A 24,071-nucleotide genomic window follows, 5' to 3' on the forward strand; every position below is an offset into this window, starting at 1 on the left:
AAAAGGTGTCACCAGGTTGTCATCTTAGCGTTGCTGAAGTAACCGCGCTGCATCTAGGGCGAAGTAGGTCAGAATGCCATCTGCGCCTGCCCGTTTGAAACACATCAACGACTCCAGTATTACCGGCTCCGCTTCTAACCAGCCGTTGTCGAAGGCCGCGCGGTGCATGGCGTACTCGCCGCTGACTTGGTAGGCGAAGGTGGGTACCTGTAGTTCGCTTTTTACCCGCCGCACGATATCTAGGTAGGGCATGCCGGGCTTGACCATCACCATGTCGGCGCCCTCGGCGATATCCATGGCCACTTCATGGAGCGCTTCATCGCTGTTAGCGGGATCCATTTGATAGGTGCGCTTGTCCGCTTTGCCCAAGTTAGCAGCCGAACCGACCGCATCGCGAAAAGGCCCGTAGTAGTGCGAGGCGTACTTGGCGCTGTAGGCCATAATACGCACATTATGTAAATGTTCCTGCTCCAGCACCTGGCGAATCGCACCAATCCGGCCATCCATCATATCGGAAGGGGCGACCACATCGGCCCCCGCTTCGGCATGGGAGAGCGCCTGCTTGAGCAGGGTATCCACTGTGCGGTCATTCTGGACATAGCCGTGTTCGTCAAGAATGCCGTCTTGACCGTGGCTGGTATAAGGATCCAGCGCCACGTCCGTGATAATGCCTAATTCGGGTAGCGCTTCTTTAAGGGCACGCACGCTGCGCTGAACTAAACCGCTAGCGCTATAGGCCTCTTCAGCAAACTCACTCTTGTGCTCGGAGCCAACCACAGGAAAGAGTGCCAGTGCTGGAATGCCCAGTTCATACGCTTCGCGAGCTTGCTCGATCAGCAGATCAATAGACAGCCGTTCAACGCCGGGCATGGAGGCGACGGCTTCGCGCTGATTGATACCTTCCAACACAAAAACGGGCAGAATCAGGTCGGATGGACTCAGGCTGTTTTCCTGCATCAATCGGCGTGAGAAATCGTCGCGGCGCATACGGCGCATGCGCGTGGCGGGAAAGTGGCGGGCAGTGGGTGTACTCAAGAGGGCTCTCCATTAGAGGTCGTAAAAATCAGTGATCGTGAACATTAAGGATCGCAAATCAACATGCCCGAAGGCCTGGAATCAGTATATCAGCCATGCCCTGCGGCGAAAGCCGTCTTGTGGCGACACGGCAGACTGACTAAAGTGAGCGACAGCTTTGCTGTATTGCGTTCGGCAGACCCTGGGATAAGGAGATAGGCATGACCAAACAGGTGGCAGTGATTTTAGCTGGCTGCGGCGTTTACGATGGCTCGGAAATATATGAGACCACGCTAACCCTGCTGCGCTTGGATCAGTTGGGCATTGGATACCGCTGTTTTGCCCCCGATATTGAGCAGCACCATGTGGTTAACCACCTCACCCAAGAAGTAGTGGAGGGCGAGCAGCGTAACGTGTTGCTGGAGTCCGCTCGCTTGGCGCGAGGGGAGATCAGCCCACTGAGTGAATTAGTGGCTAATGATTTTGACGCAGTGATTGTGCCCGGTGGTTTTGGCGTTGCCAAGAACCTTTCGGACTTTGCCAGTGCCAGCGACAATATGCAGGTGTTAGAAGCGCTAAAAGAGTCGCTGACGGGCTTTCACCAAGAGGCCAAGCCGATTGGTTTGATGTGTATTTCCCCCGTACTTGTGCCACGCCTATTGGATGAGGGCATTGCGGTAACGGTGGGCAATGACCCGGCGGTTTCCGGGGCGATAAGCGCCATGGGTGGGCTACACCGCACCTGTAGCGTAGAAGATATCGTGGTGGATTTTGAGCACCGGGTGGTCACCACACCCGCTTATATGCTGGCAACGCGGATCAGCGAAGCCGCAACTGGTATTTTTAAACTGGTGGATCGCATTGCAGAAATGATGGATTAAGCTCGCCACTGTGCTGATACAAAAGCCGCCGCCATTGATCATGGCGGCGGCTTTTAAATATCTGGACGTTGATCCCAGTGCTTAGAGGTCTGCTTCTTGCTCTTCGGCAGTCTCTTTCTCCTCTTTGCGCTTGCGCACCAGGCGACCAAACAACAGCCCGACTTCATAAAGCAGATACATCGGTACCGCCAGTAGGCTCTGTGAAATCACATCCGGGGGCGTTAGCAGCATGCCGACAACAAAGCAGCCTAGTAGGATATACGGGCGCTTTTTAGACAAGCTTTCCACCGACGTAGCGCCAGATAAGATAAGCAAAAAGGTCGCAATAGGAATCTCAAACGCTACACCGAAGGCAAAGAACAGCTTAAGAACGAAGTTCAGATATTGGTTAATGTCGGTCATCACGGCGACGTTTTCCGGCCCGGTTTGGGTGAAAAACTCAAACAGCAGCGGAAAAACAACGTAATAGGCAAACGCCGCGCCGCCGTAGAAAAGCGCAATGCTCGAAACCAGAATCGGAATCGCCAGCGCTTTCTCATTGTCGTAAAGCCCCGGGGCGATAAACGCCCAGGCTTGGTGTAGCACAAACGGAATAGCGATAAATACCGCGACTACCAGAGTGAGCTTGAACGGCGCTAAGAATGGCGAAGCGACTTCCGTAGCGATCATCTGCGAGCCTTCGGGCAGCAGCGCCATCAACGGCTCGGCAACAAAGGTGTAGATATCATTGGCAAAGGAGTAGAGGCCCAAAAAGACCACCAGGATAACGATCACGGCGCGCATTAGCCGTGAGCGCAGCTCGATCAGGTGCTCAATCAGGGGGGCTTGGCTCTGCTCTTCCCGCGGCTCCTTTGAATCGCCAGACATGCTCATTGGTGATTACGATCCTTATTAAGTGCAGCCGACTCAGGGTTAGGCGTTTCAGGTTCGGCCTCGCGGGTGGGCGCAGTCGAGGCAGATGATGACGGAGGTGTTTCTTCACGCACCGTTTCCTCTCGCACCGTTTGCAGGGCGTCATCCAATCGAGAGCTGGCCTGGGCAACGCGCTGCTCAGTGTCACTCTTATCAGTGTCGCTCTGCTTCGCTGGTGCTGCGTCTGACGGGCTATCGGCAATGCTCTCTACGTCCAGCTTCGCTTTCTTCAAGCTGTCATCGAGCTTCTTTTGCTGTTCATTGAGCTTTTGGCGCAGCTCTTCTGCTTCCAGTTGGGCGCTGATTTCACGCTGCATACCGGATACCGTACGCTTGATTTTACCAATCCACATGCCCGTCGTACGGGCGGCGCGGGGCAGCCGCTCCGGGCCAAGCACCAACAGCCCGACGACCCCAATCAGCATCAGTTCAAGAAAGCCGATATCCAGCATGGTTTATTTGCGCTCTTCGTTGCGGTCGTGGGCGGCTTGTTTCTCTTCGGCTTGAACGTCGTAAGTGTTGCCCGGCTCTTCATGGCTCACTTTGGCATGGGGTTGGTCGGCGTCCTCTTTGTCCGCCTCTTTATTTTTCTCCTCGTCGTGCATGGCTTTCTTGAAGCCCTTGACCGCCCCGCCTAGGTCGGTGCCCACGTTACGCAGTTTTTTGGTGCCGAAAACCAGAATGATGATGCCCAGCACAATCAGCAACTGCCAAATACTAATACCACCTAACATATGCGTGTCCTCTTGCGAGCAGGTTAACTATCGATTGAGTGCTATCTATTTTAGTGAGTGCTACCTATTTTAGCGCTATCTCTTTTACCACTGAGCCAATGAATACAAGCCCTATGGCTAGGAGCAGTACTACAGTACGCGCGTTACCACTATGCGACAGCCCTATGTGGCAACTATGGCTGGCGGGCGGCTTTTTCCTCGTGTCCGGAAATGCCGAAACGCCGTGCCAGTTCGTCTAAAACGGCCTGATGATCCATCCCCAGGTGTGACAGCATCACCAGGCTATGAAACCACAGGTCGGCGGTTTCAGAAATCAATGCTTGGCGTTCAGCCTCGCTACCATGCTCGGCATCTTTTGCCGCAAGCACTGTTTCTGTTGCTTCCTCGCCTACCTTTTCGAGTATCTTGTTCAAACCCTTATGATGCAAGGAGGCAACATAAGATTCTTCTGCCGCTGCATGGCGTCGCTGCTTTAGCACCTCATTGAGCGTATCCAGCACATCAGTATGGCTAGTCGAATTGTTAGGCGATAATGCGTTGCTGTCCATGGGAATCCTCGTAAACGTTTAGTGCGTCACTCTATTGCCATACCAGTAGCAGTAGGCCAATGGCGGCGGCCGCTAGTATCGGCCACTCCTGAAGTGCAATCCAACCGCTTAATGGCTGCCACGCCAGTGCCAGCGCCAGCAGAATCAAGCCAAGCCGAAGGCGGTAGAGGCGTTTGCCCTGGCGCGCCATCTGCACCCGCATGTCGTTGATCGATTCGACTTGCTGGTGGCGCTGGCGATGCTCGTGCTCCATACGGCTTAGCGCCTGGTGAGCCAGTACGGGCAGTTCGGGCAACTGGTGCGAAAGCTCCGGCGCCTGGCGCTTCAGCGACTCCCATAAACCGCTGACCCCGGCACGCTCTTTCATCCACTGCTCTAAATAGGGCTTGGCGGTACTCCACAGATCTAGATCCGGGTAGAGTTGGCGCCCCAGGCCTTCAATATTGAGCAGCGTTTTCTGCAACAGTACCAGCTGCGGCTGTACTTCCATATTAAAGCGCCGCGCAGTTTGAAACAGCCCCAATAGCACCTGGCCGAAGGAGATATCTTTCAACGGCTTCTCTAAAATGGGCTCACAAACGGTGCGAATCGCCGCTGCGAATTCGTTAGCGCGGGTGTTTTCGCCCACCCAGCCGGATTCGATGTGCAGCGCAGCGACTTCATAATAGTCCTGGTGGAAAAACGCCAGTAGGTTACGCGCTAAGTAGTCCTGATCTTCCCGGGTCAGGCTGCCGACGATGCCGCAATCGATGGCAATGTATTGGGGATCTTCGGGGTTGTCACAGTTGACGAAAATATTGCCTGGGTGCATATCCGCGTGAAAGAAGTTGTCACGGAATACCTGAGTAAAGAACAGCTCGACGCCGCGCTCTGCAAGCTTCTTCAAATTAGTGCCACGAGCAATCAGGGTATCTAAATCGGCGACCGGAATACCGCGAATGCGCTCTTGCACCATCACATGGCGGCGGGTGAAGGGCCAGTAGATGGTGGGCACAAACAGCAGCGGAGAGTCTTTGAAGTTGCGCTTGAGCTGCGAGGTGTTGGCGGCCTCTTTGTAGAGATCCAGCTCGTCAAACAGCGTGGCTTCGTAGTCGCGAATGACTTCCACCGGACGCAGGCGACGCGCCTCGGGGATTTTGGAGAATAGCTTGGCGACTTGGTACATCAGCGCCATATCCTGACGCATCACGCGATCAATGCCGGGGCGAATGATTTTCACCACCACGTCTTCACCGCCGTGCAGTCTTGCCGCGTGCACCTGGGCAATCGACGCCGAGGCCAATGGCACTCGGTCAAACTCAGCAAAGGCCTCTTCCAGCGACATTTCCAGCGCTTTCTCGACCCGGTCGGCGGCTTGATCACCGGGAAAGGGCGGCACCTGATCCTGCAGGCGTTTCAGCTCATCGGCGATATCCGCTGGCAGCAGGTCGCGACGGGTCGAGAGCATTTGGCCGAATTTAATAAAAATCGGCCCCAGTGCTTCCAGCGACAAGCGCAGACGTTCGCCCCGCGAGCGCTTGCCAACGGGGATCAAACGTAGCGGAGAAAACCATAGCAGCGCCTGGAGCCACCAGGGCAGCCGCTCTAGCGGCAGCAGTGTGTCAAGCCGGTGGCGGCTGATCACCCAGCTTATCCGCAGCAGACGCAGGCTCATGGGCGCGACTCCTGTGGCGCAAGCTGTAGCTGTTCTAGACGTCGCTGTAAGCGGTTTAGTCGCGCTTCCAGGCGATCGGTCGCCACCTCTAACTCGGTCAGATGCTCGCGCAGTAGGCTACGCTGCTGCCGCCCTGGCAGCAGGCGTGCCTCTTCAAAGACATATTCAGAAACATCCTGCATCAGCTCGTCTTTGGCACGCAGCCCCCAGCGGGCAGCGCGGCGCAGTCCCTCGGCCAGGGAGTGGGCGGGCATATCGCCCAGCCAGCGGGCCAGCTCGCTCTCCCAGTCGATGTCCAGGTCGAAGAGCAGGTCTCGAGTGGCTTCAAGCAGATGGATACGCCCGCGCACCGCCAGCTTGCCGTCAAACATAAGGCGTTCAATCGAGGCGCCGCTGATCCACTCGGAAAACGTTTCCGGAGTGAGCTCTACCACTGCGTCTACGTCGGTTTCATCAACGTCATCGCCGCGCATCAGGTCGAGCCCGGCGTGATGGTAGTGAATGACCAGTGCTAAGTGGGGCTGCTCAAGGCGCACCAGTAGACGGCTGCCCGCCAGTGCCGCTAGCCGTTCAGGAGCAGCGGGGTCACGGGAGAGCAGGGCGTTGAGCGTGCGTTCACAACCGGCCAGCAGCAGGGTCGGGGTTACCAGCATGCTGACCTCTTGGTAGATAGCGTCATCGGCCGCAGGGACGTTGTCTGGCTTTTGGACGTCATGCTGTTTTGCAATGTCGCACTGCTTTGAAATGTCATAACTTAATGCCGCGGTGCAGCGCAACGATACCACCGGTCAAGTTGGTGTACTCAACCCGCTCAAGTCCCGCCTCTTCCATCATGGCTTTAAGCGTTTCCTGATCTGGGTGCATGCGAATCGACTCCGCCAGATAGCGGTAGCTGTCGCCGTCCCCCGCCACCAGTTCACCCATTTTGGGCAGCAGGCGGAAAGAGTACTCATCGTAGGCCTTGGAGAGCAGCGGGTTATTGGGCTTGGAGAACTCCAGCACCAAAAGGCGACCACCGGGCTTGAGCACACGGGCCATGGAGCGCAACGCGGCGTCTTTGTCGGTGACGTTACGTAAACCAAAGGCAATGGTGATGCAGTCGAAGCTGTTGTCGGGAAACGGCAGACTTTCGGCATTGGCTTGAACATACTCGACGTTGCCGCCTACGCCGTTATCCATCAGTTTGTCGCGGCCCACTTTGAGCATCGAGGCGTTGATGTCGGCAAGTACGACTTTGCCCCGGGGGCCAACCAAACGGGAGAACTTAAGCGTTAAATCCCCTGTGCCGCCCGCGATATCCAGCACGTGGTGACCAGGCCGCACCCCTGCGCGTTCAATGGTAAGACGCTTCCAGACTCGGTGGATGCCCATAGACATCAGGTCGTTCATCACATCGTAGCGGGCAGCCACGGAGTGGAAAACATCGGCCACTCGTGAAGCTTTTTCATCAACTGGGACTTCCTGAAAACCAAAGTCAGTGGTGCGTTTTTCTGTGGGGCTCATTGGGCAGTAGCTCCCGAATTCGAGGCGATGGCAAATCGACCTTAGGTCTTTTGACCCTGAGATCGACGCGATTAAAAGTTAACGCCATTGTAGCCTTGTCCACCCTGGCTTGTCTGCCTGGCTTCTTGTATAGGATATGAGTCAGGTAGTCACAGTTGCTTGAATTGAATGCTGGCGGGCTCTCGCGAGGCACCGGCCTCTTTTAAACGCTGCAAGTAGTTGTTCCAGTAGGCTTCTTGGTGGGTCGCGAGGTCATACAGGTAGTTCCAGCTAAATAGCCCGCTGTCATGGCCATCATCGAAGTGCAGTTTCAGTGCATAGTTGCCCGCCTGAGTAATATTTTGCAGGCCGACATCTTTTTTACCCACTTGCAGTACCGCGGTGTCGCCGCCGTGGCCACGCACTTCGGCGGAAGGCGAATAGACGCGTAAAAACTCAACCGGGAGGTGAAAACTCTCCCCATTGGCGTAGCCAAGCTCCAGCTCGCGGGCCTGTTTATGGTAGTGAACCCTAGTGGGGGTGGGCGCATTCATGATGAAACCTCATCGCTAAGTGTCCATGGCTTATGAACATAGCAGCAAGCCCGCAAAGAGCGGGCTTGCTGTTGCTGACGGTACCAATGCAGATAATAACAGCAGACGCAGCTTACAAAATATACCGCGACAGGTCTTCGTCGACCGCCAGTTCGCCAAGCTGAGCATTGACATAGTCGCCGTCAATTACCAGCGGGCTCTCCATATCGCCGCCTCGGAAAGAGGCTTCTTCCAATAGCCGCTCCATCACTGTGTGTAGGCGGCGGGCGCCGATATTTTCAGTGCCTTCGTTGACCTGCCAGGAGATCTGAGCGATGCGCTCGATACCGTCGGGAGTAAACTCTACGTCCAGCCCTTCGGTGGCCAGCAGCGCTTGGTACTGCTTGGTCAGCGAGGCGGAGGGCTCGGTGAGAATGCGCTTAAAGTCGTTGGGCGTTAGCGCGTCAAGCTCAACCCGGATCGGCAAGCGGCCCTGTAGTTCAGGGATCAGATCCGATGGGCGCGACAGGTGGAAAGCACCGGAGGCGATAAACAGGATGTGATCGGTTTTAACCATGCCGTACTTGGTCGAGACGGTGGAACCCTCTATCAGCGGCAGCAGATCTCGTTGGACGCCCTCACGGGAGACTTCGCCACCGCTGGACTGGCCGCTACCCTTGGCGACTTTATCGATCTCATCCAGGAATACGATGCCGTGTTGCTCGACCGAGTAGACCGCGCGGGATTTGATCTCTTCCTCGTTGACCAGCTTGCCCGCTTCTTCATCGCGCAGCAGTACCAGCGCCTCTTTGACTGTTACGCGGCGGTTTTCACGCTTCTGCTGGCCCATGTTGGAGAACATGCTCTGCAGCTGGCTGGTCATCTCTTCCATACCTGGTGGCGTCATGATATCGATGCCTTGGCCCTGGGAAGAGATTTCGATATCGATCTCTTTATCGTCCAACTGCCCTTCGCGAAGCTTCTTGCGGAAGGTCTGGCGGGTGCCGCTGTCTTCCCGCGGCTTGTCTTCCTGGCCACGGGGCGGCGGCAGAAGGGCGTCTAGCACGCGGTCTTCTGCAGCATCTTCGGCGCGGTGGCTAACTTCTTCTTTGGCCTGTTCGCGCACCATCTTGATCGCCGCTTCCATTAAGTCGCGGATAATCGACTCTACATCACGGCCTACATAACCAACTTCAGTAAACTTGGTCGCCTCGACTTTAATAAACGGCGCTTTAGCCAGTTTGGCCAGGCGGCGGGCAATCTCGGTTTTACCCACACCGGTGGGGCCGATCATCAAAATATTTTTAGGAGTGACTTCTGGGCGCAGGTCGTCATCGAGCTGCATACGGCGCCAGCGGTTACGCAAAGCAATTGCCACGGCGCGTTTGGCATCCTGCTGGCCAATAATGTACTGGTCTAGAGCGTGAACAATTTCGCGGGGTGTCATCTGAGTCATATAAGTAACCTTAGTGTGCAGTGAGCGGCGCTTGGGGATCGCGTGAGTTGATTAGCGATCGTCAATCGACAGCTCTTCGAGGGTCACGTGGTGGTTGGTGAATACACAGATATCACCAGCGATCGAAAGCGACTTCTCGGTGATTTCACGCGCCGACAGCTCGGTATTTTCCAGTAGCGCCCGGGCGCTGGCTTGGGCGAAGTTGCCGCCAGAGCCAATGGCAATAATGCCGCGCTCGGGTTCGACTACGTCACCGTTACCGGTAATGATGAGCGAGGCGCTGTGATCCGCAACGGCGAGCAGCGCTTCCAGGCGGCGCAGCGCCCGGTCAGTGCGCCAATCTTTGGCAAGCTCAACCGCTGCCTTGGTCAAATGGCCCTGGTACTTTTCCAACTGCGCTTCAAAGCGCTCAAACAGCGTGAACGCATCCGCCGTGCCACCTGCAAACCCGGCCAGTACCTTACCGCGGTAGAGGCGGCGTACTTTGCTGGCGTTACCTTTCATTACGGTATTGCCCAGCGATACTTGGCCGTCGCCAGCGAGGGCGACCTGATTACCACGACGAACGGAGACAATAGTGGTCATGGAGATAACTCCTTGGGGGAGGCGAGCTCCCGATGACTGGCAGGCCACTCAATAAGCGACCATTGTTTAAGCGTTCACAACAAAATGCGGGCGGCTGATAAAAAATCAACCGCCCGCAGGGTAATCCAGGAGGGATTATTAGTTTTGCAGTTGGATAAGCAGCGGCTCAATTCCTTGGGTATTCATTAAATCCTGGGCCCGGTTCAACTCACGGGTGTCCTCGTAAGGTCCCACTTGTACCCGGTGCCAGGTATTGCCATCCGCCTTTACTTCGCTGATTTCCGCCAGCAGGCTTAAATTGCGCAGTCGGCCACGCAGCTGTTCGGCGTCGCTGGCTTCACGAAACGAGGCCGCCTGAAGCATATAGCGCCCTGGGGTATTGGTGGCCGCTTCATTCTCCTGAGCCGCCGATACCTGATCTTCAGGTCGGGTGTTGGCGGCAATCACCTGGGCGATGGGGTCGTCGCCTGCAGCGCCAGAGGCCGCAGCACTATCGGCTGTCGGTTCGGGAGCCTCCGGGCGCACAACGCTTGAAGGCAGAGAGACGCCGGGGGCAATGACCTCGGTTTCCGGCAGCAGGGTATAAAATTCAAACGTCGGCATCGACGGTTCAGCGGCTTCCTCGGTTTCCCGAGCGGCGGCGCGCTCTTCGCTACCCGAGGGCTTGGGCAGTACCGTGGCTTGAGGCGCTTCGTTCTGCTCTTGCCAGGGGGCGGTGCCGTGCTGGTGCTGAGCCAAAAAGAAGCCCGCCGCCATACCGGCAAGACCCCACAGCCAGCCGGGTAGGCGGAAGCCGCCGCCTGAGCTGCGTTTGGACTTGCGCTGCGATGTGGCTCCGCGGCGGGGGGCGGGCTTTTTGCGCGGGCTAGCCATTGCTTACATCTCCTCTGGGGCGCTAACCCCCATTAAGTCAAGCCCGTTGCGCAGCACTTGACGGGTGGCGAGGCCTAGTGCCAGGCGCGTATTGCGCAGGGTGTCGTCTTCGACCATTACTTTGACGGCGTTGTAGCAGGTGTGGAAGTCGCCGGAAAGGTCGAGCAAATACTGGGCAACCTGCTGTGGCTCGCGGTTTCTGGCGGCGGTTTCCACTACTTCAGGGAAGCGCGCTAGCCGGTTAAGTACGGCTTTCTCCTGGTCGCTGTCCAGCAGCGCTAGGTTGGCCAGTGCCAAGGCGTGATCAAACGGCTGGTCGGCATCCTGGGCTTTGCGCAGCATGCTGCAGACCCGGGCGTGGGCGTACTGGATGTAGTAGACCGGGTTGTCATTCGACTGGGAGCGGGCCAGGTCGATATCAAAGGTGAGCTGCGAGTCGGCGCGGCGGGCGGCGAGGAAGAAGCGCGTGGCGTCGCGGCCCACTTCGTCGATCAAGTCGCGCACAGTGACATAGCTGCCGGCGCGCTTGGAGAGTTTTACCTCGACGCCTGAGCGGGTAACCATGACCATCTGGTGGAGCACGTAGTCGGGCCAGCCTTTGGGAATGCCTACTTCCAGTGCCTGTAAACCGGCGCGTACGCGGGTGACGGTGGAGTGGTGGTCGGCACCCTGCTCGTTGATCACGGTTTTGAAACCGCGCTGCCACTTGTCCAGGTGGTAGGCCACATCAGGCAGGAAGTAGGTGTAGCCACCCTCGCGTTTGCGCATCACGCGGTCTTTGTCATCACCGAAGTCGGTGGTGCGTAGCCACATGGCACCATCTTCTTCATAGGTGTGGCCTGCGCTCACCAGTTTTTCAACAGTGGCGTCCACCTTGCCATCTTCATAGAGTGAGGACTCTAGGAAATAGACGTCAAACTCCACACCGAAGGCTTTTAGATCCAGATCCTGTTCGCGACGCAGCCACGCCACGGCAAACTCTTGAATGGCGTCTAAATCATCCGGGTCTTTTTTGGCAGTGACTTCGCGGTCATCGGCACTGACCGTTTTGCCTGCCAGGTAGTCGTTGGCCACATCGACGATATACTCGCCGCGATAGCCGTCTTCGGGCCAGCTATCGTCGTCAGGGCCTAAGCCTTTCACCCGCGCTTGTACCGAACGCGCCAAGTTGGCGATCTGGGCGCCAGCGTCGTTGTAGTAGAACTCGCGGGTGACATCAAAACCGGTGGCTTCGAGAAGGCGGCATAGGCAGTCGCCAATCGCTGCGCCCCGACCGTGACCTACGTGCAGCGGGCCGGTGGGGTTGGCGGAAACGAACTCGACCTGCACTTTCTCGCCTTTGCCGACCATGCTGCGGCCAAAGGTGTCGCCGCAGTCGAGTACCTGGGCAACGATTTGCGCTGCGGCATCGGCGGCGGCGAAAAAGTTGATAAAGCCGGGGCCCGCAATCTCGGTTTTTTGGATAGCGTCGCTTTCGGGTAGCGCTGCAACCAGCGCGTTGGCTAATTCACGCGGATTTTTGCCTGCCGGCTTGGCTAACATCAGCGCCAAGTTGGTGGCGTAATCGCCGTGGGCCTTGTCTTTGGTAGGATCCACTTTGATGGTGGGCTGAAGGTCGTTTGGCAGCACGCCTTGGTGCTTGAGCGCGGTGATCGCGCCTTCGAGCAGAGAAACTATCGTATCTTTCATGTGGGTATCCGGTTACGTCTGTGGCGGCGTGTGCTAACGCGCAGCAGTAAAGGTGCGTCGGCAAAGCGGCTATTATCGGCAATTGAGCCGCAGTTTCAAAGGCGTGTTGCTAAACAAACGGTTCTGTACATGTATTGGTGTCGAGGACAGGTTTCCGCGAGGGCGCTGTTGACCCCTCCCTGGGCGCTACTTTTTCCGTCCATGGAAAAAGACCCTCACTACAACCTGCCCTGACACCAGTTATGTAAATCGCTGTTTTAACTGTTATATACAAGTACTAAGCGAGGGTTTGTGGGTCGATATCAATCGACCAGCGTACCTTGCGGGCCTCTCGATTGGCTTCAAGCCACTGCACCAGCCAGCTAACGGCCGGGTGTAGTTGGCTGCGTTTATCGGCTGCCAGCATAACGTGTAAATGGTAGCGGTTCTGGCGTCTTTCCATCGGCGCGGGCACAGGCCCCAGGCAGCGGGTGGCTACGCCGGTCTCTTTTAACCATTGGCGCAGGGCTTGAGCGGCCTGTTGCGCCATGGCCAAAGCGGCCTCCTCTTTGGGGCTTTCGATGCGTAGCAGTGCCATAAAACAGAACGGGGGCAGCTGGGAAATGCGCCTTTCTTCCAACATATTGCGCGCAAGGGCCCCGTAGCCATGTTCAGCCAATTGGCCCAAGTGTGGGTCGTCGGGGTGGAGGGTTTGCACCAGCACTCGGCCTGGGTGGGCGGCGCGACCGGCACGGCCCGCTACTTGTTCAAGTAGTTGGGCGCTGTGCTCCAGAGCGCGAAAATCAGCGGCGTAGAGGCCGCCGTCGGCATTGACGACCACGACAAGTGTGACGTGGGGTAGGTGGTGCCCTTTGGCGAGCATTTGAGTACCGACCAACACGCAGGATTCGCCGCGCTGAATCTCTTTTAGTACCTGTTCAAAACTGTCCCTGCGCCTAGTACTGTCGCGATCGATGCGGTGGATAGTGGTTTTCGGGAACAGCGTTTGCAGCGTTTCTTCAGTGCGTTCTGTGCCGCTACCCAAGGCGCGCAGGTCGCCGCTGCCACACTCGGGGCAGGCGTCCGGCAGGGCGCGGCGGCTATCGCAGTGGTGGCAAGCCAGTAGGGGGGGCTGGCGGTGTAGCGTCATGCGCGCATCGCACTGGTGGCAATCGGCCATCCAGCCGCAGGCGTGGCAGGCAAGTGTTGGTGCAAAGCCGCGCCGGTTGATAAAAATCAGCACCTGCTTGCCAGTGCTCAAGGTGCTTTTAATCGCTTTGATGGCACCGGGCAGCAGGCCGCCCTGGCGGCGCTGGTGGCGTAGATCAATCAGCTCCAGCTTGGCTGGCGGGTGCTGGCTGGGGCGCTGGGTCAGGCGTAGGTGGCGGTAGGTGCCGCTAAGCGCTTGGTGCAGACTCTCCAGGGAGGGTGTGGCACTGCCCATCAGCAGCGGGATTTTATGGTAGTGGGCCCGAGCCACGGCTAAGTCGCGGGCGTGGTAGCGCAAACCGTCGTGCTGCTTGTAGGAGCCGTCGTGCTCTTCATCGACAATAATCGCACCGGGGTTGGCCAGCGGGGTGAAAATCGCCGAGCGGGTACCGATGATAATGAGCGCCCGGCCGCTGGCGGCGGCTTCCCACACATCTAGCCGTTCGGGGTCGGTGAGGCCTGAATGCAGCGCCACCACGGGTACCCGAAAGCGGCTTCTAAAGCGGGCGAGTGTCTGTGGGGTTAAGCCAATTTCCGGTACCAGTACCAGCGACTGTTTCCCCTTGGCGGCGACGGCTTCAATAAGCTGCAGGTAGACTTCTGTTTTGCCGCTGCCGGTGACACCCTCGAGTAAGCAGGGGTGATAGCCATCGAGTTTTTCATGCAGTGTGGCTAGCGCCGTCGCCTGTTCACGGTTAAGCGGCAGGGCCGGTGTTGCCAGTAAGTTGCCGCTGGGTGGCGTTGGGGCAGTGAGGATGTGTTCCTGGCTGGATGCGAGGCCTTTCTTCTCCAGCGCTAATAGCTGGTCGCGGGCAAAGCCGTGGGCGCTAACCGCACGGCCAGGCAACCCATGAGGGTGTTGGCGCAGCAGCGCATGCAGCTCGGCTTGCTTGGGCGCTCGGCTGAGTATTTCTTCTGCGCCTTCGCCTTGGGCAAGCCAGAGAGTCTGGGTGCGCCCAGCCATGGGGTGCCCCTGGCGTAGCCGTGCAGGCATGGCGTGGTGCAGGGTGTCGCCTAGGCTGTGCTGATAATAACGGGCGGCAAAACGGCATAGCCATAGCCAATCCTCCGGCAACGGGGCATCATCCAGCGCTTCGCTGATGCTACGCAGTTGGCTGCGCGGAAGGTCGCTGTGGTCAGCCAATTCGACGACCACGCCGACGACTTCGCGGCGCCCAAAGGGCACTCGCACTCGCAGCCCCGGCTGCCAGCCGCAGGGAGGCGTTTCCCTGGAAGGCAGGTAGTCGAACAGGCGGCGCAGCGGCGAAGGCAGCGCTACCTTGAGCACTTGATCGAGTGCTTGGGAAGATCTTTGGGACGGTCTTTGAGACTGCCCTTGAGACTGTCCTTGAGAGTATGCCTGCGAAGAAAAAGAGTCAGCCAATTGGCCTCCGGCGTTAGTTTTGCTAGAATATGCGACCGCTCTGAATCCTAACGATCTTTATCGATCTATTTGTAAAGACCTATCGTAACGACAGAGCGGCTAACCGGTTAGTCGTTTTTTCCAAACCCGTATGCGGTACCTGGCACGAGATCAGGTGGCGGCATATAGCTTCGTGAGGCTCGAAATGAGACAAGGTATTCACCCGAATTACAACACGGTCACCGCCAGCTGTTCTTGCGGCGCCACTTTCCAGGTAGGTACGACCTCTGGTCAGGACTTCTCCTTGGATGTGTGCTCTAACTGCCACCCGTTCTACACTGGTAAGCAGAAGCAAGCGACCACTGGTGGCCGCGTAGAGCGTTTCAACAAGCGTTTCGGCGCTGCTGTTAAGCGCGGCTAATCCCAGTCGGATAGCCATATCGCCAGCATGCCTGTTCATATCAGGCTATTCCTATAAGGCTATGCTCGCGCAAAACCCACGCCTCGGCGTGGGTTTTTTGTGAGCTGGATATGCTTGCTGCATGAATTTTATGTGAAAAAAATTTCCATAAATTCTGTTATGCAGCAATAAGTAAAGCATTATGAGTAAAGCCTGTTTGCATAAGTTTCTGCAAATAGTGGCTAAAAGTGACGAATGTGAAGATAAAATTCGGTTAAACGAGCGTTTTGTCGTAAGTTGACGGCGCGCTTGAGGCGCTATGGTTTTTTCTATATTCTGAAACGACTTATCTACTTTATGTTAACTGGACTCTGACCATGACGGATGCAAATAAGCAGGCTGCTTTGGATTATCACGCGAAACCGATTCCCGGTAAGCTTTCGGTGGAGTTGACCAAACCCACCGCGACAGCACGGGATTTGGCACTGGCGTATAGTCCAGGCGTGGCTGAGCCAGTACTTGAAATTGCCCGGGATGCGGAAAATGCCTACCGCTATACCGGCAAGGGCAATCTGGTCGCCGTGATTACCGATGGCAGCGCTATTCTGGGTTTGGGTAATCTGGGCCCGCTGGCGAGCAAGCCAGTGATGGAAGGCAAGGGCGTGCTGTTTAAGTGCTTTGCAGGCATCAATTCGGTGGATATCGAAGTGGATGCGGAAAGCCCCCAGGCGTTTATCGATACCGTCGCGCGCATTGCCGATACCTGGGGCGGGATTAACCTTGAAGACATCAAGGCGCCGGAGTGTTTTGAAATTGAGAAAGCACTGGTTGAGCGCTGCAGCATCCCGGTCTTCCACGATGACCAGCACGGCACCGCAATTGTGACAGCGGCCGGTATGCTTAATGCCTTGGATATCGCGGGCAAAAAAATTGAGAACGTCAAGATCGTTTGCATGGGCGCAGGGGCGGCGGCGATTGCCTGCATGCGGTTGCTGGTCTCCTGTGGTGCGAGTAAAGAGAACTTGGTAATGCTGGATCGGCGTGGCGTTATTCATACTGATCGCGAAGGTATCAACGAATATAAGGCTGAATTCGCCCGTGATACCGAGATGCGCACCTTGGACGATGCCATCGACAATGCTGACGTCTTTATCGGCCTGTCAGGCCCGGGGCTGCTGTCCGCTGATCAGGTGAAGAAAATGGCGCCAGATCCGGTGATTTTTGCCTGCACCAATCCGGATCCGGAGATCCATCCTGACGTTGCCCGGGAAGCGCGCCCGGATGTGATCATGGCCACCGGCCGTTCGGACTTCCCGAACCAGGTCAACAACGTGCTGGGCTTCCCGTTTATCTTCCGCGGCGCTTTGGATGTTCGCGCCACGCGCATTAATGAAGAGATGAAGCTGGCCGCGGTGCATGCCTTGAAAGACTTGGCCCGCGAGCCGGTTCCTCAGGAAGTGCTGGACGCCTACGAGCGCACCGAGATGAGTTTTGGCCGCGAGTACATCATTCCCACGCCGGTCGATATTCGCCTGCTGGCGCGGGTTTCCTCGGCGGTGGCGCAAGCTGCGGTTGATTCTGGTGTCGCCCGTAAGCCTTTCCCGGCGCACTACCCGCTGCAGTCAATTAATGATGTTTATGGCGGCTAAGGCACTGCGCCCTGGTTAGTCGATTTACGCCCGCTGCTTAGCGGGCGTAAATGTTTTGAGAGATTATTTATTTAGCTTTGAGAATAGCGTGTTAACCCTTCCTGAGCGGTGGAGGCCACTAAGCGGCCATCGCGGCTGTAAATATGCCCCCGCGCCAGCCCGCGAGCGCCGCCTGTCCAGGGTGAGTCGATGACGTATAACAGCCAATCGTCAAGGCGGGTGTCCTGGTGGAGCCACAGGGCATGGTCAAGGCTGGCAATGCGTAGCTTGGGGTCTCGGTACTCAATGCCATGGGGAATCAGGCTGGTGGTCAGCAGATTGAAGTCAGAGGCGTAAGAGAGCAAGTGGCGGTGCAACGCCGGGTCGTCTGGCAGCGTGCCGGAAAGACGAAACCATAAGCATTGGCCAGCAGGTGTACCGTTGTCGGGGTTGCCGGGTAGATGCACAAACTCAATCGGGTGACCGGGAAAGCGGTCATGCTTGGCCTCGCCGTTCTCGATTAACGCTTCGGGTGTCGGCACATCCGGCATGGTGCGCTGATGGCTAAAGCTCGCCTCAGCGCTTTGAAAGGAGGCGCTGCAGAAGAAGATTGGCCGGCCTTTTTGAATGGCAGTGACACGACGGGTCGTGAAGCTGCCGCCATCGCGGATGGTATCCACTTGGTAGACAACGGGGCGATGTGGGTCACCAGGACGCAGAAAGTAGCCGTGCTGAGAGTGCGGGCGGCGCTCAATGGGCACTGTGCGCGCAGCGGCTGCAAGCGCTTGGCCGAGTACCTGACCACCATAGAGCTGAGGAAAGCCTAGATCCTGACTCTGGCCACGATATAGCGTCTCTTCCAGCGTTTCTAGCTCCAGTAACGCTACCAGTTTGTTCAGCGCGTCTGTCATTCTCGGTATCCTTGCGGCTGTCTCAATCGAATGCTGTCGATGAAAGTGAGTTGCTACGACGGGGGACAACCCTTTCATACGATCGTTTAGCTACCTTAGCGGAGTTTACGTTTATGCGCAGCGATGAATTTTACATGCACCGGGCGCTTGACCAAGCACACTTGGCCGCTGCGGCAGGTGAGGTGCCCGTGGGGGCGGTTGTCGTCGATGCGCAGGGGGAGATCATAGGCGCTGGCTGCAACGCCCCGGTAGCCAGTTGCGACCCCAGCGGCCATGCGGAAGTTCGTGCGCTGCGCGAGGCGGGGCAGCAGCAGGGGAACTATCGGCTTGAGGGCTGCACGCTGTTTGTCACCTTAGAGCCGTGCATGATGTGCGCAGGGGCGATGATACATGCTCGCCTAGCCCGTTTGGTTTACGGTGCTGCTGAGCCTCGGGCTGGCATGGTTGAATCAAAGGCTAACCTACTGGCGCAGCCGTGGTTCAACCATCAGGTCGCGGTGACTGGCGGTGTATTAGCAGCACCCTCGCAAAAATTACTGAAGCGTTTTTTCACCGCGCGACGCGATCAACTTAGCCAGAAATAGTTAAGAAGTGTTAATCAAGCGGCGGCACAAGTTCGAACAATAGCAGTGGATCATCGTTGACTGACGTTTGTTCTAGTTGGAAAAACTGCTGGCGGCTACGTTCAACATACTCAATCATTTCGTAGTAGCGACGGATATTGCGTACGTATATTACTGGCTCGCCACCACGGGCGTAGCCATGCCGCGTTTGGCTGTGCCATTCACGCTGCTGTAGCAGGGGCAGTGCGGCGCGTACATCCGTCCAGCTGTCGGGGTCACCGCCTCGCATCTCGGCAATCTTACGGGCGTCGTATAAATGCCCTAGCCCCACATTATAGGCAGCCATGGCCATAAAAAGCCGGTCATCACCGGTAATGCTTTCCGGTAGGCGGTCTTTGATGCTGCGCAAATAACGGGCACCGCCATCAATGCTTTGGGCCGGGTCGGTGCGGTCGCTGATGCCCATCTCGCTGGCAGTGGGGTTGGTTAGCATCATTAAACCACGCACCCCGGTCGGCGAGACCGCATCTGGATCCCAGTGCGACTCCTGGTAGCCCACGGCCGCGAGTAGCTTCCAATCAAAACCTGTTTCCTGGGCGGATTGCTGGAATAATTCAGTATAGCGAGGCAGGCGTGCATCCAGATGGTCAAGAAAGGTGCGGGTACCGACATACTCCAAGTAGTCGTCATGACCGAAGTAGCGGCTGACTAGCTGATCTAGCGTGCCGCTCTCCTGCAGGTCTTGGAGGAAGCGATTAGCAGCTTCGAGTAACCCCAAACCGCGACCGCTGGGCACTGCCCATGCCATGGAGAGCGGGTCGCCGAGGATAAAGCCACGCTCAACGTTGGGGAAAAACAGCCGGTTTAACCGAAATTGATGCTCAAAAATAACCGCTGCGTCCAGGGTGCCGTTTTCAACCCGGGCCAGCAGTTCGGCGACCTCCAACTCATGGGACTCTTTCCAGCTTAGGGTGGGGTGGCGTTTCTGGAGATCGCGCAGTGCTTCGCTGGTACCCGCTTCGCTAAGCGTACCAAGCTCCAGGCCGACAAGGTCGCTTGGTTCACTAATACCATTAAGCCCGCGCCGGTATACTACCAGCGGCTGCATCTTGATAATCGGACGGGTGTAGTAAACACCAGAGGGATTAGGCAGCAGGGGTAGCGCTGCCGCGCCCAGGTCGCCGCTCTCACGTACCGCCGGCAGCACGCTTTCAGGGTGATGGCGGGCGTTAAGGTTAAGACTCACCCCTAGATAGTCGGCAAAGCGGTGCATTAGCTCGTACTCAAAGCCGGTAGGGCCCTGGCGACCTTGGTAATAAGTGGTGGGTGTATTACGGGTGTGAACGGTAATAAAATCTTTTGCAGTGATCTGAGTCAGATGCTCGCCGGGAGGAACCAGGGAGAGGGTGGGCACCAGAGTCAGAAGCGTAATCGCTATTAGCGCATAATAAGCGCTGGCACGGGCTACAAAATGTCGGCAAATCAACGTCAGCATGGCGTCTTGTCGGCATGAAACAAGCTGCCACGATACCCAGCCAGGGGCAGGCTGTCACCTTGTTGATTTCGTGTGACGGCTGGTTTCCAGTATCATAGGCGTTTTCCGGTACCACATTATCTGTGTTTTCCGGCACCATAAAAGCACGGCCGCCTAGCGGCCCGGTGATTTCCCTGCTCGAATTTCCCTGCTCTAGAGGCTTCAGGATATGCTCGAACTGCGAGGCGCGCCCGCCCTTTCTGCCTTCCGTCATGCTCGGCTGTTAACGGTGCTGCGTGAACGTGTTCCCGAGGTGGAAGCGCTGTCTGCCCACTATGTTCATTTTATCGATGTTCACTCCCATGAGCGCCGCGAGGAACTGGATGACGCTGCCCGCGAACGTTTGGTGCAGTTACTTGATTACGGTACTCACTCGAGCGTAGAGGTTCCTGAGCGCGCCCAGCGCTTTTTGGTGGTGCCGCGCCTAGGCACCCAGTCGCCCTGGTCATCCAAGGCGACTGATATCGCCCACAACTGCGGCTTGCGCCAAATTAGCCGCATCGAGCGCGGCATCGATTACCGGGTCAGCTTCACCGCGATGCCGGACGAAGAGAGTTTGAGCGCGCTGGCGGCACTGCTACACGACCGTATGACCGAAACCGTGCTAGCCGATGCCTCGGACGCCGCTAAGCTGTTTGCTCAACACGACCCGGCACCGCTGGGCAGTGTGGATATTCTTGAGGGTGGCCGGGATGCGTTGGCAACGGCCAACCAGGCGCTGGGGCTGGCGCTGGCAGAAGATGAAATCGACTATCTTGTCGATGCTTTCAATGAGTTGGGGCGTAACCCCAGCGACGTTGAGCTGATGATGTTTGCTCAGGCCAACTCTGAGCACTGCCGTCACAAAATCTTCAACGCCGATTGGATGATCGACGGCGAGCTGCAGAGCCACTCGCTGTTTAAGATGATCAAGAATACCTTTGCGTCGTCGCCGGACAATGTTCTCTCGGCTTACAGCGACAATGCCGCTGTGATCAAGGGCAGTCAGGCTGGGCGCTTCTTTGCCACGCCGCTGACAGGCGTTGACGACGAGCGCGCACTCTACGCCACTCATCAGGAACCCATTCATATCCTGATGAAGGTAGAGACCCATAACCACCCCACAGCGATTGCCCCTTTCCCAGGCGCGGCGACCGGCTCCGGTGGAGAAATCCGTGACGAAGGTGCTACCGGCATTGGGGGCAAGCCCAAAGCGGGTCTTTCAGGTTTTACGGTTTCCAACCTGCGCATTCCAGAATTCGTACAGCCCTGGGAAGCCTTTGATTACGGCAAGCCAGGGCGTATGGAGTCGGCGCTCAATATTATGCTCGAGGGCCCCATTGGGGGCGCCGCGTTCAACAATGAATTTGGCCGCCCCAATCTAACCGGCTATTTCCGCACCTACGAGCAGGAGTCACTTAACGACGGCGGTATCGAGCGGCGCGGTTTCCATAAGCCGATTATGCTCGCCGGTGGTTATGGCAATATCCGTGCCCACCATGTTCAGAAGGGTGATATCCCTGTCGGCGGCAAGCTGATTGTGATGGGTGGCCCGGCGATGTTGATTGGCCTGGGCGGCGGTGCAGCCTCCAGCATGGCCTCCGGCACTTCCAGTGCCGATTTGGATTTCGCTTCGGTGCAGCGTGAAAACCCTGAGATTGAGCGCCGTGCTCAAGAGGTGATCGACCGCTGCTGGGCGCTGGGGGATCACAACCCGATTCGCTTTATCCACGATGTTGGCGCGGGTGGGCTCTCCAATGCGTTGCCCGAGCTAGTAAAAGATGGCAACCGTGGTGGTCGTTTTGATCTGCGCGCGGTGCCCAACGCCGAGCCGGGTATGAGCCCGCTGGAGATTTGGTGTAATGAGGCCCAGGAGCGTTACGTGCTTGCGGTTGCACCAGAGGATTTGGATACATTTGATGCCCTGTGCAAGCGCGAGCGCTGCCCCTATGCGGTAGTCGGCGAAGCCTTGGAAGAGCACCATCTTGAAGTGCGCGACGGCCATTTTGAGAGTAAGCCGGTTGACCTACCGATGAGCGTGCTATTCGGCAAAGCACCCAAGATGCAGCGCGAATTTGAGCGTCGCAATCCGGAGCTCTCCGGCATGATGCTGGATAATCTTGACCTGCGCGAAGCACTTGATCGCGTACTGCGCTTACCTACCGTGGCCTCCAAAAGCTTCCTGATCACCATTGGTGACCGCTCTATCACCGGCCAGGTGGCTCGCGACCAAATGGTTGGCCCCTGGCAAGTGCCGGTAGCCGATGTAGCGGTGACCACGGCAAGCTTTGATACCCACACCGGTGAAGCCATGGCCATGGGGGAACGTCCCCCGGTAGCCTTGATCAACCCTGCTGCTAGCGCTCGCTTAGCGGTGGCCGAAGCGATTACCAATTTGGCGGCAGCACCGATTGCCAAACTGAGCGATATCAAGCTCTCCGCTAACTGGATGAGCGCGGCGGATCACCCAGGTGAAAATCAGGCGCTTTACGATGCGGTTTATGCGGTAGGTATGGAAATGTGTCCGGCGCTGGGCATTGCGATTCCGGTGGGCAAAGATTCGATGTCGATGCGTACCGCTTGGCAGGATGAGAACGAGCAGGGCGAATACGAAGAGAAGAGCGTGACGTCGCCCCTTTCACTAGTGGTGACCGGTTTTGCTCCGGTGACCAACGCCCTGGCGACGCTCACGCCGCAGATCAACCTGGATCAAGACGAGTCGGATTTGATTTTGGTCGACCTGGGCAACGGTCAGAATCGGTTGGGCGGCTCCGCTTTGGCGCAGGTGTATGGCCAGGTGGGCAATGACTGCCCCGATGTGGACGACCCGGAAGATATCAAAGCGTTCTTCGAAGTCATTCAAGGCCTGAACCGCGACGGCAAGCTGCTGGCGTATCACGATCGTAGCGATGGTGGCCTGCTGGTCACGCTGCTGGAAATGGCCTTTGCTGCCCACGCCGGGCTTGAGATCAAGCTCGACTGGATGATCGACGAGCCAGTGGAGGCGTTGAACGCGCTGTTCTCGGAAGAGCTGGGTGCCGTGATTCAGGTCAATCGTGAACACACTGAAGAAGTGCTGGCGCAGTTTGCCGTGGCGGGTATCGAAACCTGTGGCGTCATCGCCCGCCCGCGTTACGATGACCAGGTGCGCGTCACGCTGTTTGAAGAGCCTTTGCTGGAAACCACTCGTCAGCTTACCCAGCGTACCTGGACAGAAACCAGTTACCGTATGCAGGCGCTGCGCGACAACCCCGAATGCGCCAAGAACGAATACGACAATCTGCTCGATGGCCGCGACCCGGGGCTATCTGCCACGCCCACCTTTGATATTAATGAAGATATCAGCGCGCCTTATGTCAACACAGCTAAGCCTGCCATGGCGGTGCTGCGTGAACAGGGCGTCAATGGCCAGGTAGAAATGGCCTGGGCTTTCGATAAGGCCGGGTTTGAGGCGGTGGATGTGCATATGAGCGACATCCTGGCGGGGCGTGTTTCGCTGGAAGAGTTCAAAGGGCTTGTGGCCTGCGGTGGCTTCTCCTACGGCGACGTGCTTGGTGCTGGCGGTGGCTGGGCCAAGTCGGTGCTGTTTAATGAGCGCGCCCAGGAGCAGTTTGCGGCGTTCTTCGCCCGCGACGATAGTTTCTCGCTGGGCGTATGTAACGGTTGCCAAATGCTCTCGCAGTTGAAATCGCTGATTCCTGGCGCTGAAAACTGGCCGACCTTTGTGCGCAATGAGTCCGAGCAATTTGAGGCCCGCGTTTCCATGGTGCGGGTTGAAAAGAGCCCCTCGATTCTGCTCGCCGGTATGGAGGGCTCAAAACTGCCCATCGCCGTTGCTCATGGTGAAGGGCAGGCGGAGTTCCGAGACAGCGCTCATCTGCGCAGCATGCAATCGAGCAACCAAATTGCTCTGCGCTATATCGATAACTACGGCCAGGCGACCACGCGCTACCCGGCAAATCCCAACGGCTCACCGGCGGGCATTACCGGTCTGACCACGCCGGATGGCCGGGTGACCATTATGATGCCCCACCCTGAGCGCGTTGCTCGGGCGGTTACCAACTCCTGGCGCCCGGCAGAGTGGACTGAAGATGGCGCCTGGCTGCGACTATTCCGCAACGCTCGGGTTTGGCTCAACTGATTC

The 24,071-nt window shown here is 57.3% G+C and carries 21 protein-coding genes; 5 read left to right on the forward strand and 16 right to left on the reverse strand.

Translation table 11 applies throughout. The features are described 5' to 3' along the window. Positions 1-24 precede the first annotated feature (24 nt). Entirely contained in the window at positions 25-1,035 is a 1,011-nt protein-coding gene (gene hemB, locus E0L35_RS05405) for a porphobilinogen synthase (protein WP_022522097.1), read from the reverse strand. Between the two features lie 200 nt (positions 1,036-1,235). Here hemB and elbB point away from each other — a divergent pair, with 200 nt between their 5' ends. Continuing rightward, complete coding sequence (gene elbB, locus E0L35_RS05410) at positions 1,236-1,895, forward strand: isoprenoid biosynthesis glyoxalase ElbB (protein WP_138799858.1); 660 nt, start codon at positions 1,236-1,238, stop codon at positions 1,893-1,895. 81 nt (positions 1,896-1,976) lie between these two features. Here elbB and tatC read toward each other — a convergent pair whose 3' ends face one another. The 13 genes from tatC to E0L35_RS05475 form a co-directional block, all read right to left on the reverse strand. After that, positions 1,977-2,768, reverse strand: coding sequence for a twin-arginine translocase subunit TatC (gene tatC / locus E0L35_RS05415; RefSeq protein WP_009287443.1), 792 nt, complete (start codon positions 2,766-2,768; stop codon positions 1,977-1,979). Then, a complete protein-coding gene (tatB, locus tag E0L35_RS05420; RefSeq protein ID WP_138799859.1) occupies positions 2,765-3,259 on the reverse strand; it encodes a Sec-independent protein translocase protein TatB in 495 nt (164 codons plus the stop codon). Before tatB ends, tatC begins: the two co-directional genes overlap by 4 nt. A gap of 3 nt (positions 3,260-3,262) precedes the next feature. After that, positions 3,263-3,541 (reverse strand): Sec-independent protein translocase subunit TatA, encoded by a 279-nt coding sequence (tatA, locus tag E0L35_RS05425; protein ID WP_022522099.1) that lies wholly within the window; start codon positions 3,539-3,541, stop codon positions 3,263-3,265. Between the two features lie 173 nt (positions 3,542-3,714). Next, positions 3,715-4,089: a phosphoribosyl-ATP diphosphatase gene (locus E0L35_RS05430; protein WP_027958642.1), complete on the reverse strand. Its 375-nt coding sequence runs from the start codon at positions 4,087-4,089 to the stop codon at positions 3,715-3,717. Between the two features lie 31 nt (positions 4,090-4,120). Then, positions 4,121-5,743, reverse strand: a complete 1,623-nt coding sequence (gene ubiB, locus E0L35_RS05435; protein ID WP_138799860.1) for a ubiquinone biosynthesis regulatory protein kinase UbiB — start codon at positions 5,741-5,743, stop codon at positions 4,121-4,123. Next, positions 5,740-6,396: an SCP2 sterol-binding domain-containing protein gene (locus E0L35_RS05440; protein ID WP_027958644.1), complete on the reverse strand. Its 657-nt coding sequence runs from the start codon at positions 6,394-6,396 to the stop codon at positions 5,740-5,742. The genes ubiB and E0L35_RS05440 overlap by 4 nt, the downstream gene beginning before the upstream one ends. A gap of 94 nt (positions 6,397-6,490) precedes the next feature. Next, entirely contained in the window at positions 6,491-7,246 is a 756-nt protein-coding gene (gene ubiE, locus E0L35_RS05445) for a bifunctional demethylmenaquinone methyltransferase/2-methoxy-6-polyprenyl-1,4-benzoquinol methylase UbiE (protein WP_009287442.1), read from the reverse strand. Positions 7,247-7,395: 149 nt separating this feature from the next. Next, positions 7,396-7,779 carry a DUF971 domain-containing protein gene (locus tag E0L35_RS05450; RefSeq protein ID WP_027958645.1) on the reverse strand — a complete coding sequence of 128 codons (384 nt, stop codon included), beginning with the start codon at positions 7,777-7,779 and terminating at the stop codon, positions 7,396-7,398. A 112-nt stretch (positions 7,780-7,891) separates the two neighbouring features. Next, a complete protein-coding gene (gene hslU, locus E0L35_RS05455) occupies positions 7,892-9,214 on the reverse strand; it encodes an ATP-dependent protease ATPase subunit HslU (protein WP_009287441.1) in 1,323 nt (440 codons plus the stop codon). Positions 9,215-9,265: 51 nt separating this feature from the next. Next, complete coding sequence (gene hslV / locus E0L35_RS05460; RefSeq protein ID WP_007113850.1) at positions 9,266-9,799, reverse strand: ATP-dependent protease subunit HslV; 534 nt, start codon at positions 9,797-9,799, stop codon at positions 9,266-9,268. A 138-nt stretch (positions 9,800-9,937) separates the two neighbouring features. After that, a complete protein-coding gene (locus E0L35_RS05465) occupies positions 9,938-10,672 on the reverse strand; it encodes an SPOR domain-containing protein (RefSeq protein ID WP_022522105.1) in 735 nt (244 codons plus the stop codon). A 3-nt stretch (positions 10,673-10,675) separates the two neighbouring features. Then, entirely contained in the window at positions 10,676-12,361 is a 1,686-nt protein-coding gene (argS, locus tag E0L35_RS05470; protein ID WP_009287439.1) for an arginine--tRNA ligase, read from the reverse strand. Positions 12,362-12,638: 277 nt separating this feature from the next. Beyond that, entirely contained in the window at positions 12,639-14,837 is a 2,199-nt protein-coding gene (locus tag E0L35_RS05475) for a primosomal protein N' (protein WP_138799899.1), read from the reverse strand. A 280-nt stretch (positions 14,838-15,117) separates the two neighbouring features. On the opposite strand from E0L35_RS05475, the gene rpmE reads away from it, so the two are divergent. Together rpmE and E0L35_RS05485 are read left to right on the forward strand one after the other, a co-directional pair. After that, positions 15,118-15,333 carry a 50S ribosomal protein L31 gene (gene rpmE / locus E0L35_RS05480; protein WP_081742600.1) on the forward strand — a complete coding sequence of 72 codons (216 nt, stop codon included), beginning with the start codon at positions 15,118-15,120 and terminating at the stop codon, positions 15,331-15,333. A gap of 356 nt (positions 15,334-15,689) precedes the next feature. After that, on the forward strand, positions 15,690-16,961 hold the full coding sequence (locus E0L35_RS05485; RefSeq protein ID WP_022522107.1) for a malic enzyme-like NAD(P)-binding protein: 1,272 nt from the start codon (positions 15,690-15,692) through the stop codon (positions 16,959-16,961). Positions 16,962-17,032: 71 nt separating this feature from the next. Here E0L35_RS05485 and E0L35_RS05490 read toward each other — a convergent pair whose 3' ends face one another. Then, on the reverse strand, positions 17,033-17,851 hold the full coding sequence (locus tag E0L35_RS05490) for an acyl-CoA thioesterase II (protein WP_022522108.1): 819 nt from the start codon (positions 17,849-17,851) through the stop codon (positions 17,033-17,035). Between the two features lie 113 nt (positions 17,852-17,964). Here E0L35_RS05490 and tadA point away from each other — a divergent pair, with 113 nt between their 5' ends. Further along, complete coding sequence (tadA, locus tag E0L35_RS05495; protein WP_022522109.1) at positions 17,965-18,435, forward strand: tRNA adenosine(34) deaminase TadA; 471 nt, start codon at positions 17,965-17,967, stop codon at positions 18,433-18,435. A 10-nt stretch (positions 18,436-18,445) separates the two neighbouring features. On the opposite strand, the gene mltF is transcribed toward tadA, so the two are convergent. After that, positions 18,446-19,909, reverse strand: a complete 1,464-nt coding sequence (mltF, locus tag E0L35_RS05500; protein WP_009287436.1) for a membrane-bound lytic murein transglycosylase MltF — start codon at positions 19,907-19,909, stop codon at positions 18,446-18,448. Between the two features lie 208 nt (positions 19,910-20,117). Here mltF and purL point away from each other — a divergent pair, with 208 nt between their 5' ends. Next, entirely contained in the window at positions 20,118-24,068 is a 3,951-nt protein-coding gene (gene purL, locus E0L35_RS05505; RefSeq protein ID WP_009287435.1) for a phosphoribosylformylglycinamidine synthase, read from the forward strand. Positions 24,069-24,071 lie beyond the last annotated feature (3 nt).

This window comes from Halomonas sp. ATBC28, from assembly GCF_005937175.1.
Lineage (GTDB): Bacteria > Pseudomonadota > Gammaproteobacteria > Pseudomonadales > Halomonadaceae > Vreelandella > Vreelandella titanicae.

What these genes read in the sequence shown, in the direction of transcription:
- elbB (WP_138799858.1), top strand. Translation starts at nt 1,236, where the DNA reads ATGACCAAACAGGTGGCAGTGATTTTAGCTGGCTGCGGCGTTTACGAT.
- tatC (WP_009287443.1), bottom strand. Translation starts at nt 2,768, where the DNA reads ATGAGCATGTCTGGCGATTCAAAGGAGCCGCGGGAAGAGCAGAGCCAA.
- tatB (WP_138799859.1), bottom strand. Translation starts at nt 3,259, where the DNA reads ATGCTGGATATCGGCTTTCTTGAACTGATGCTGATTGGGGTCGTCGGG.
- tatA (WP_022522099.1), bottom strand. Translation starts at nt 3,541, where the DNA reads ATGTTAGGTGGTATTAGTATTTGGCAGTTGCTGATTGTGCTGGGCATC.
- E0L35_RS05430 (WP_027958642.1), bottom strand. Translation starts at nt 4,089, where the DNA reads ATGGACAGCAACGCATTATCGCCTAACAATTCGACTAGCCATACTGAT.
- ubiB (WP_138799860.1), bottom strand. Translation starts at nt 5,743, where the DNA reads ATGAGCCTGCGTCTGCTGCGGATAAGCTGGGTGATCAGCCGCCACCGG.
- E0L35_RS05440 (WP_027958644.1), bottom strand. Translation starts at nt 6,396, where the DNA reads ATGCTGGTAACCCCGACCCTGCTGCTGGCCGGTTGTGAACGCACGCTC.
- ubiE (WP_009287442.1), bottom strand. Translation starts at nt 7,246, where the DNA reads ATGAGCCCCACAGAAAAACGCACCACTGACTTTGGTTTTCAGGAAGTC.
- E0L35_RS05450 (WP_027958645.1), bottom strand. Translation starts at nt 7,779, where the DNA reads ATGAATGCGCCCACCCCCACTAGGGTTCACTACCATAAACAGGCCCGC.
- hslU (WP_009287441.1), bottom strand. Translation starts at nt 9,214, where the DNA reads ATGACTCAGATGACACCCCGCGAAATTGTTCACGCTCTAGACCAGTAC.
- hslV (WP_007113850.1), bottom strand. Translation starts at nt 9,799, where the DNA reads ATGACCACTATTGTCTCCGTTCGTCGTGGTAATCAGGTCGCCCTCGCT.
- E0L35_RS05465 (WP_022522105.1), bottom strand. Translation starts at nt 10,672, where the DNA reads ATGGCTAGCCCGCGCAAAAAGCCCGCCCCCCGCCGCGGAGCCACATCG.
- argS (WP_009287439.1), bottom strand. Translation starts at nt 12,361, where the DNA reads ATGAAAGATACGATAGTTTCTCTGCTCGAAGGCGCGATCACCGCGCTC.
- rpmE (WP_081742600.1), top strand. Translation starts at nt 15,118, where the DNA reads ATGAGACAAGGTATTCACCCGAATTACAACACGGTCACCGCCAGCTGT.
- E0L35_RS05485 (WP_022522107.1), top strand. Translation starts at nt 15,690, where the DNA reads ATGACGGATGCAAATAAGCAGGCTGCTTTGGATTATCACGCGAAACCG.
- E0L35_RS05490 (WP_022522108.1), bottom strand. Translation starts at nt 17,851, where the DNA reads ATGACAGACGCGCTGAACAAACTGGTAGCGTTACTGGAGCTAGAAACG.
- tadA (WP_022522109.1), top strand. Translation starts at nt 17,965, where the DNA reads ATGCGCAGCGATGAATTTTACATGCACCGGGCGCTTGACCAAGCACAC.
- mltF (WP_009287436.1), bottom strand. Translation starts at nt 19,909, where the DNA reads ATGCTGACGTTGATTTGCCGACATTTTGTAGCCCGTGCCAGCGCTTAT.
- purL (WP_009287435.1), top strand. Translation starts at nt 20,118, where the DNA reads ATGCTCGAACTGCGAGGCGCGCCCGCCCTTTCTGCCTTCCGTCATGCT.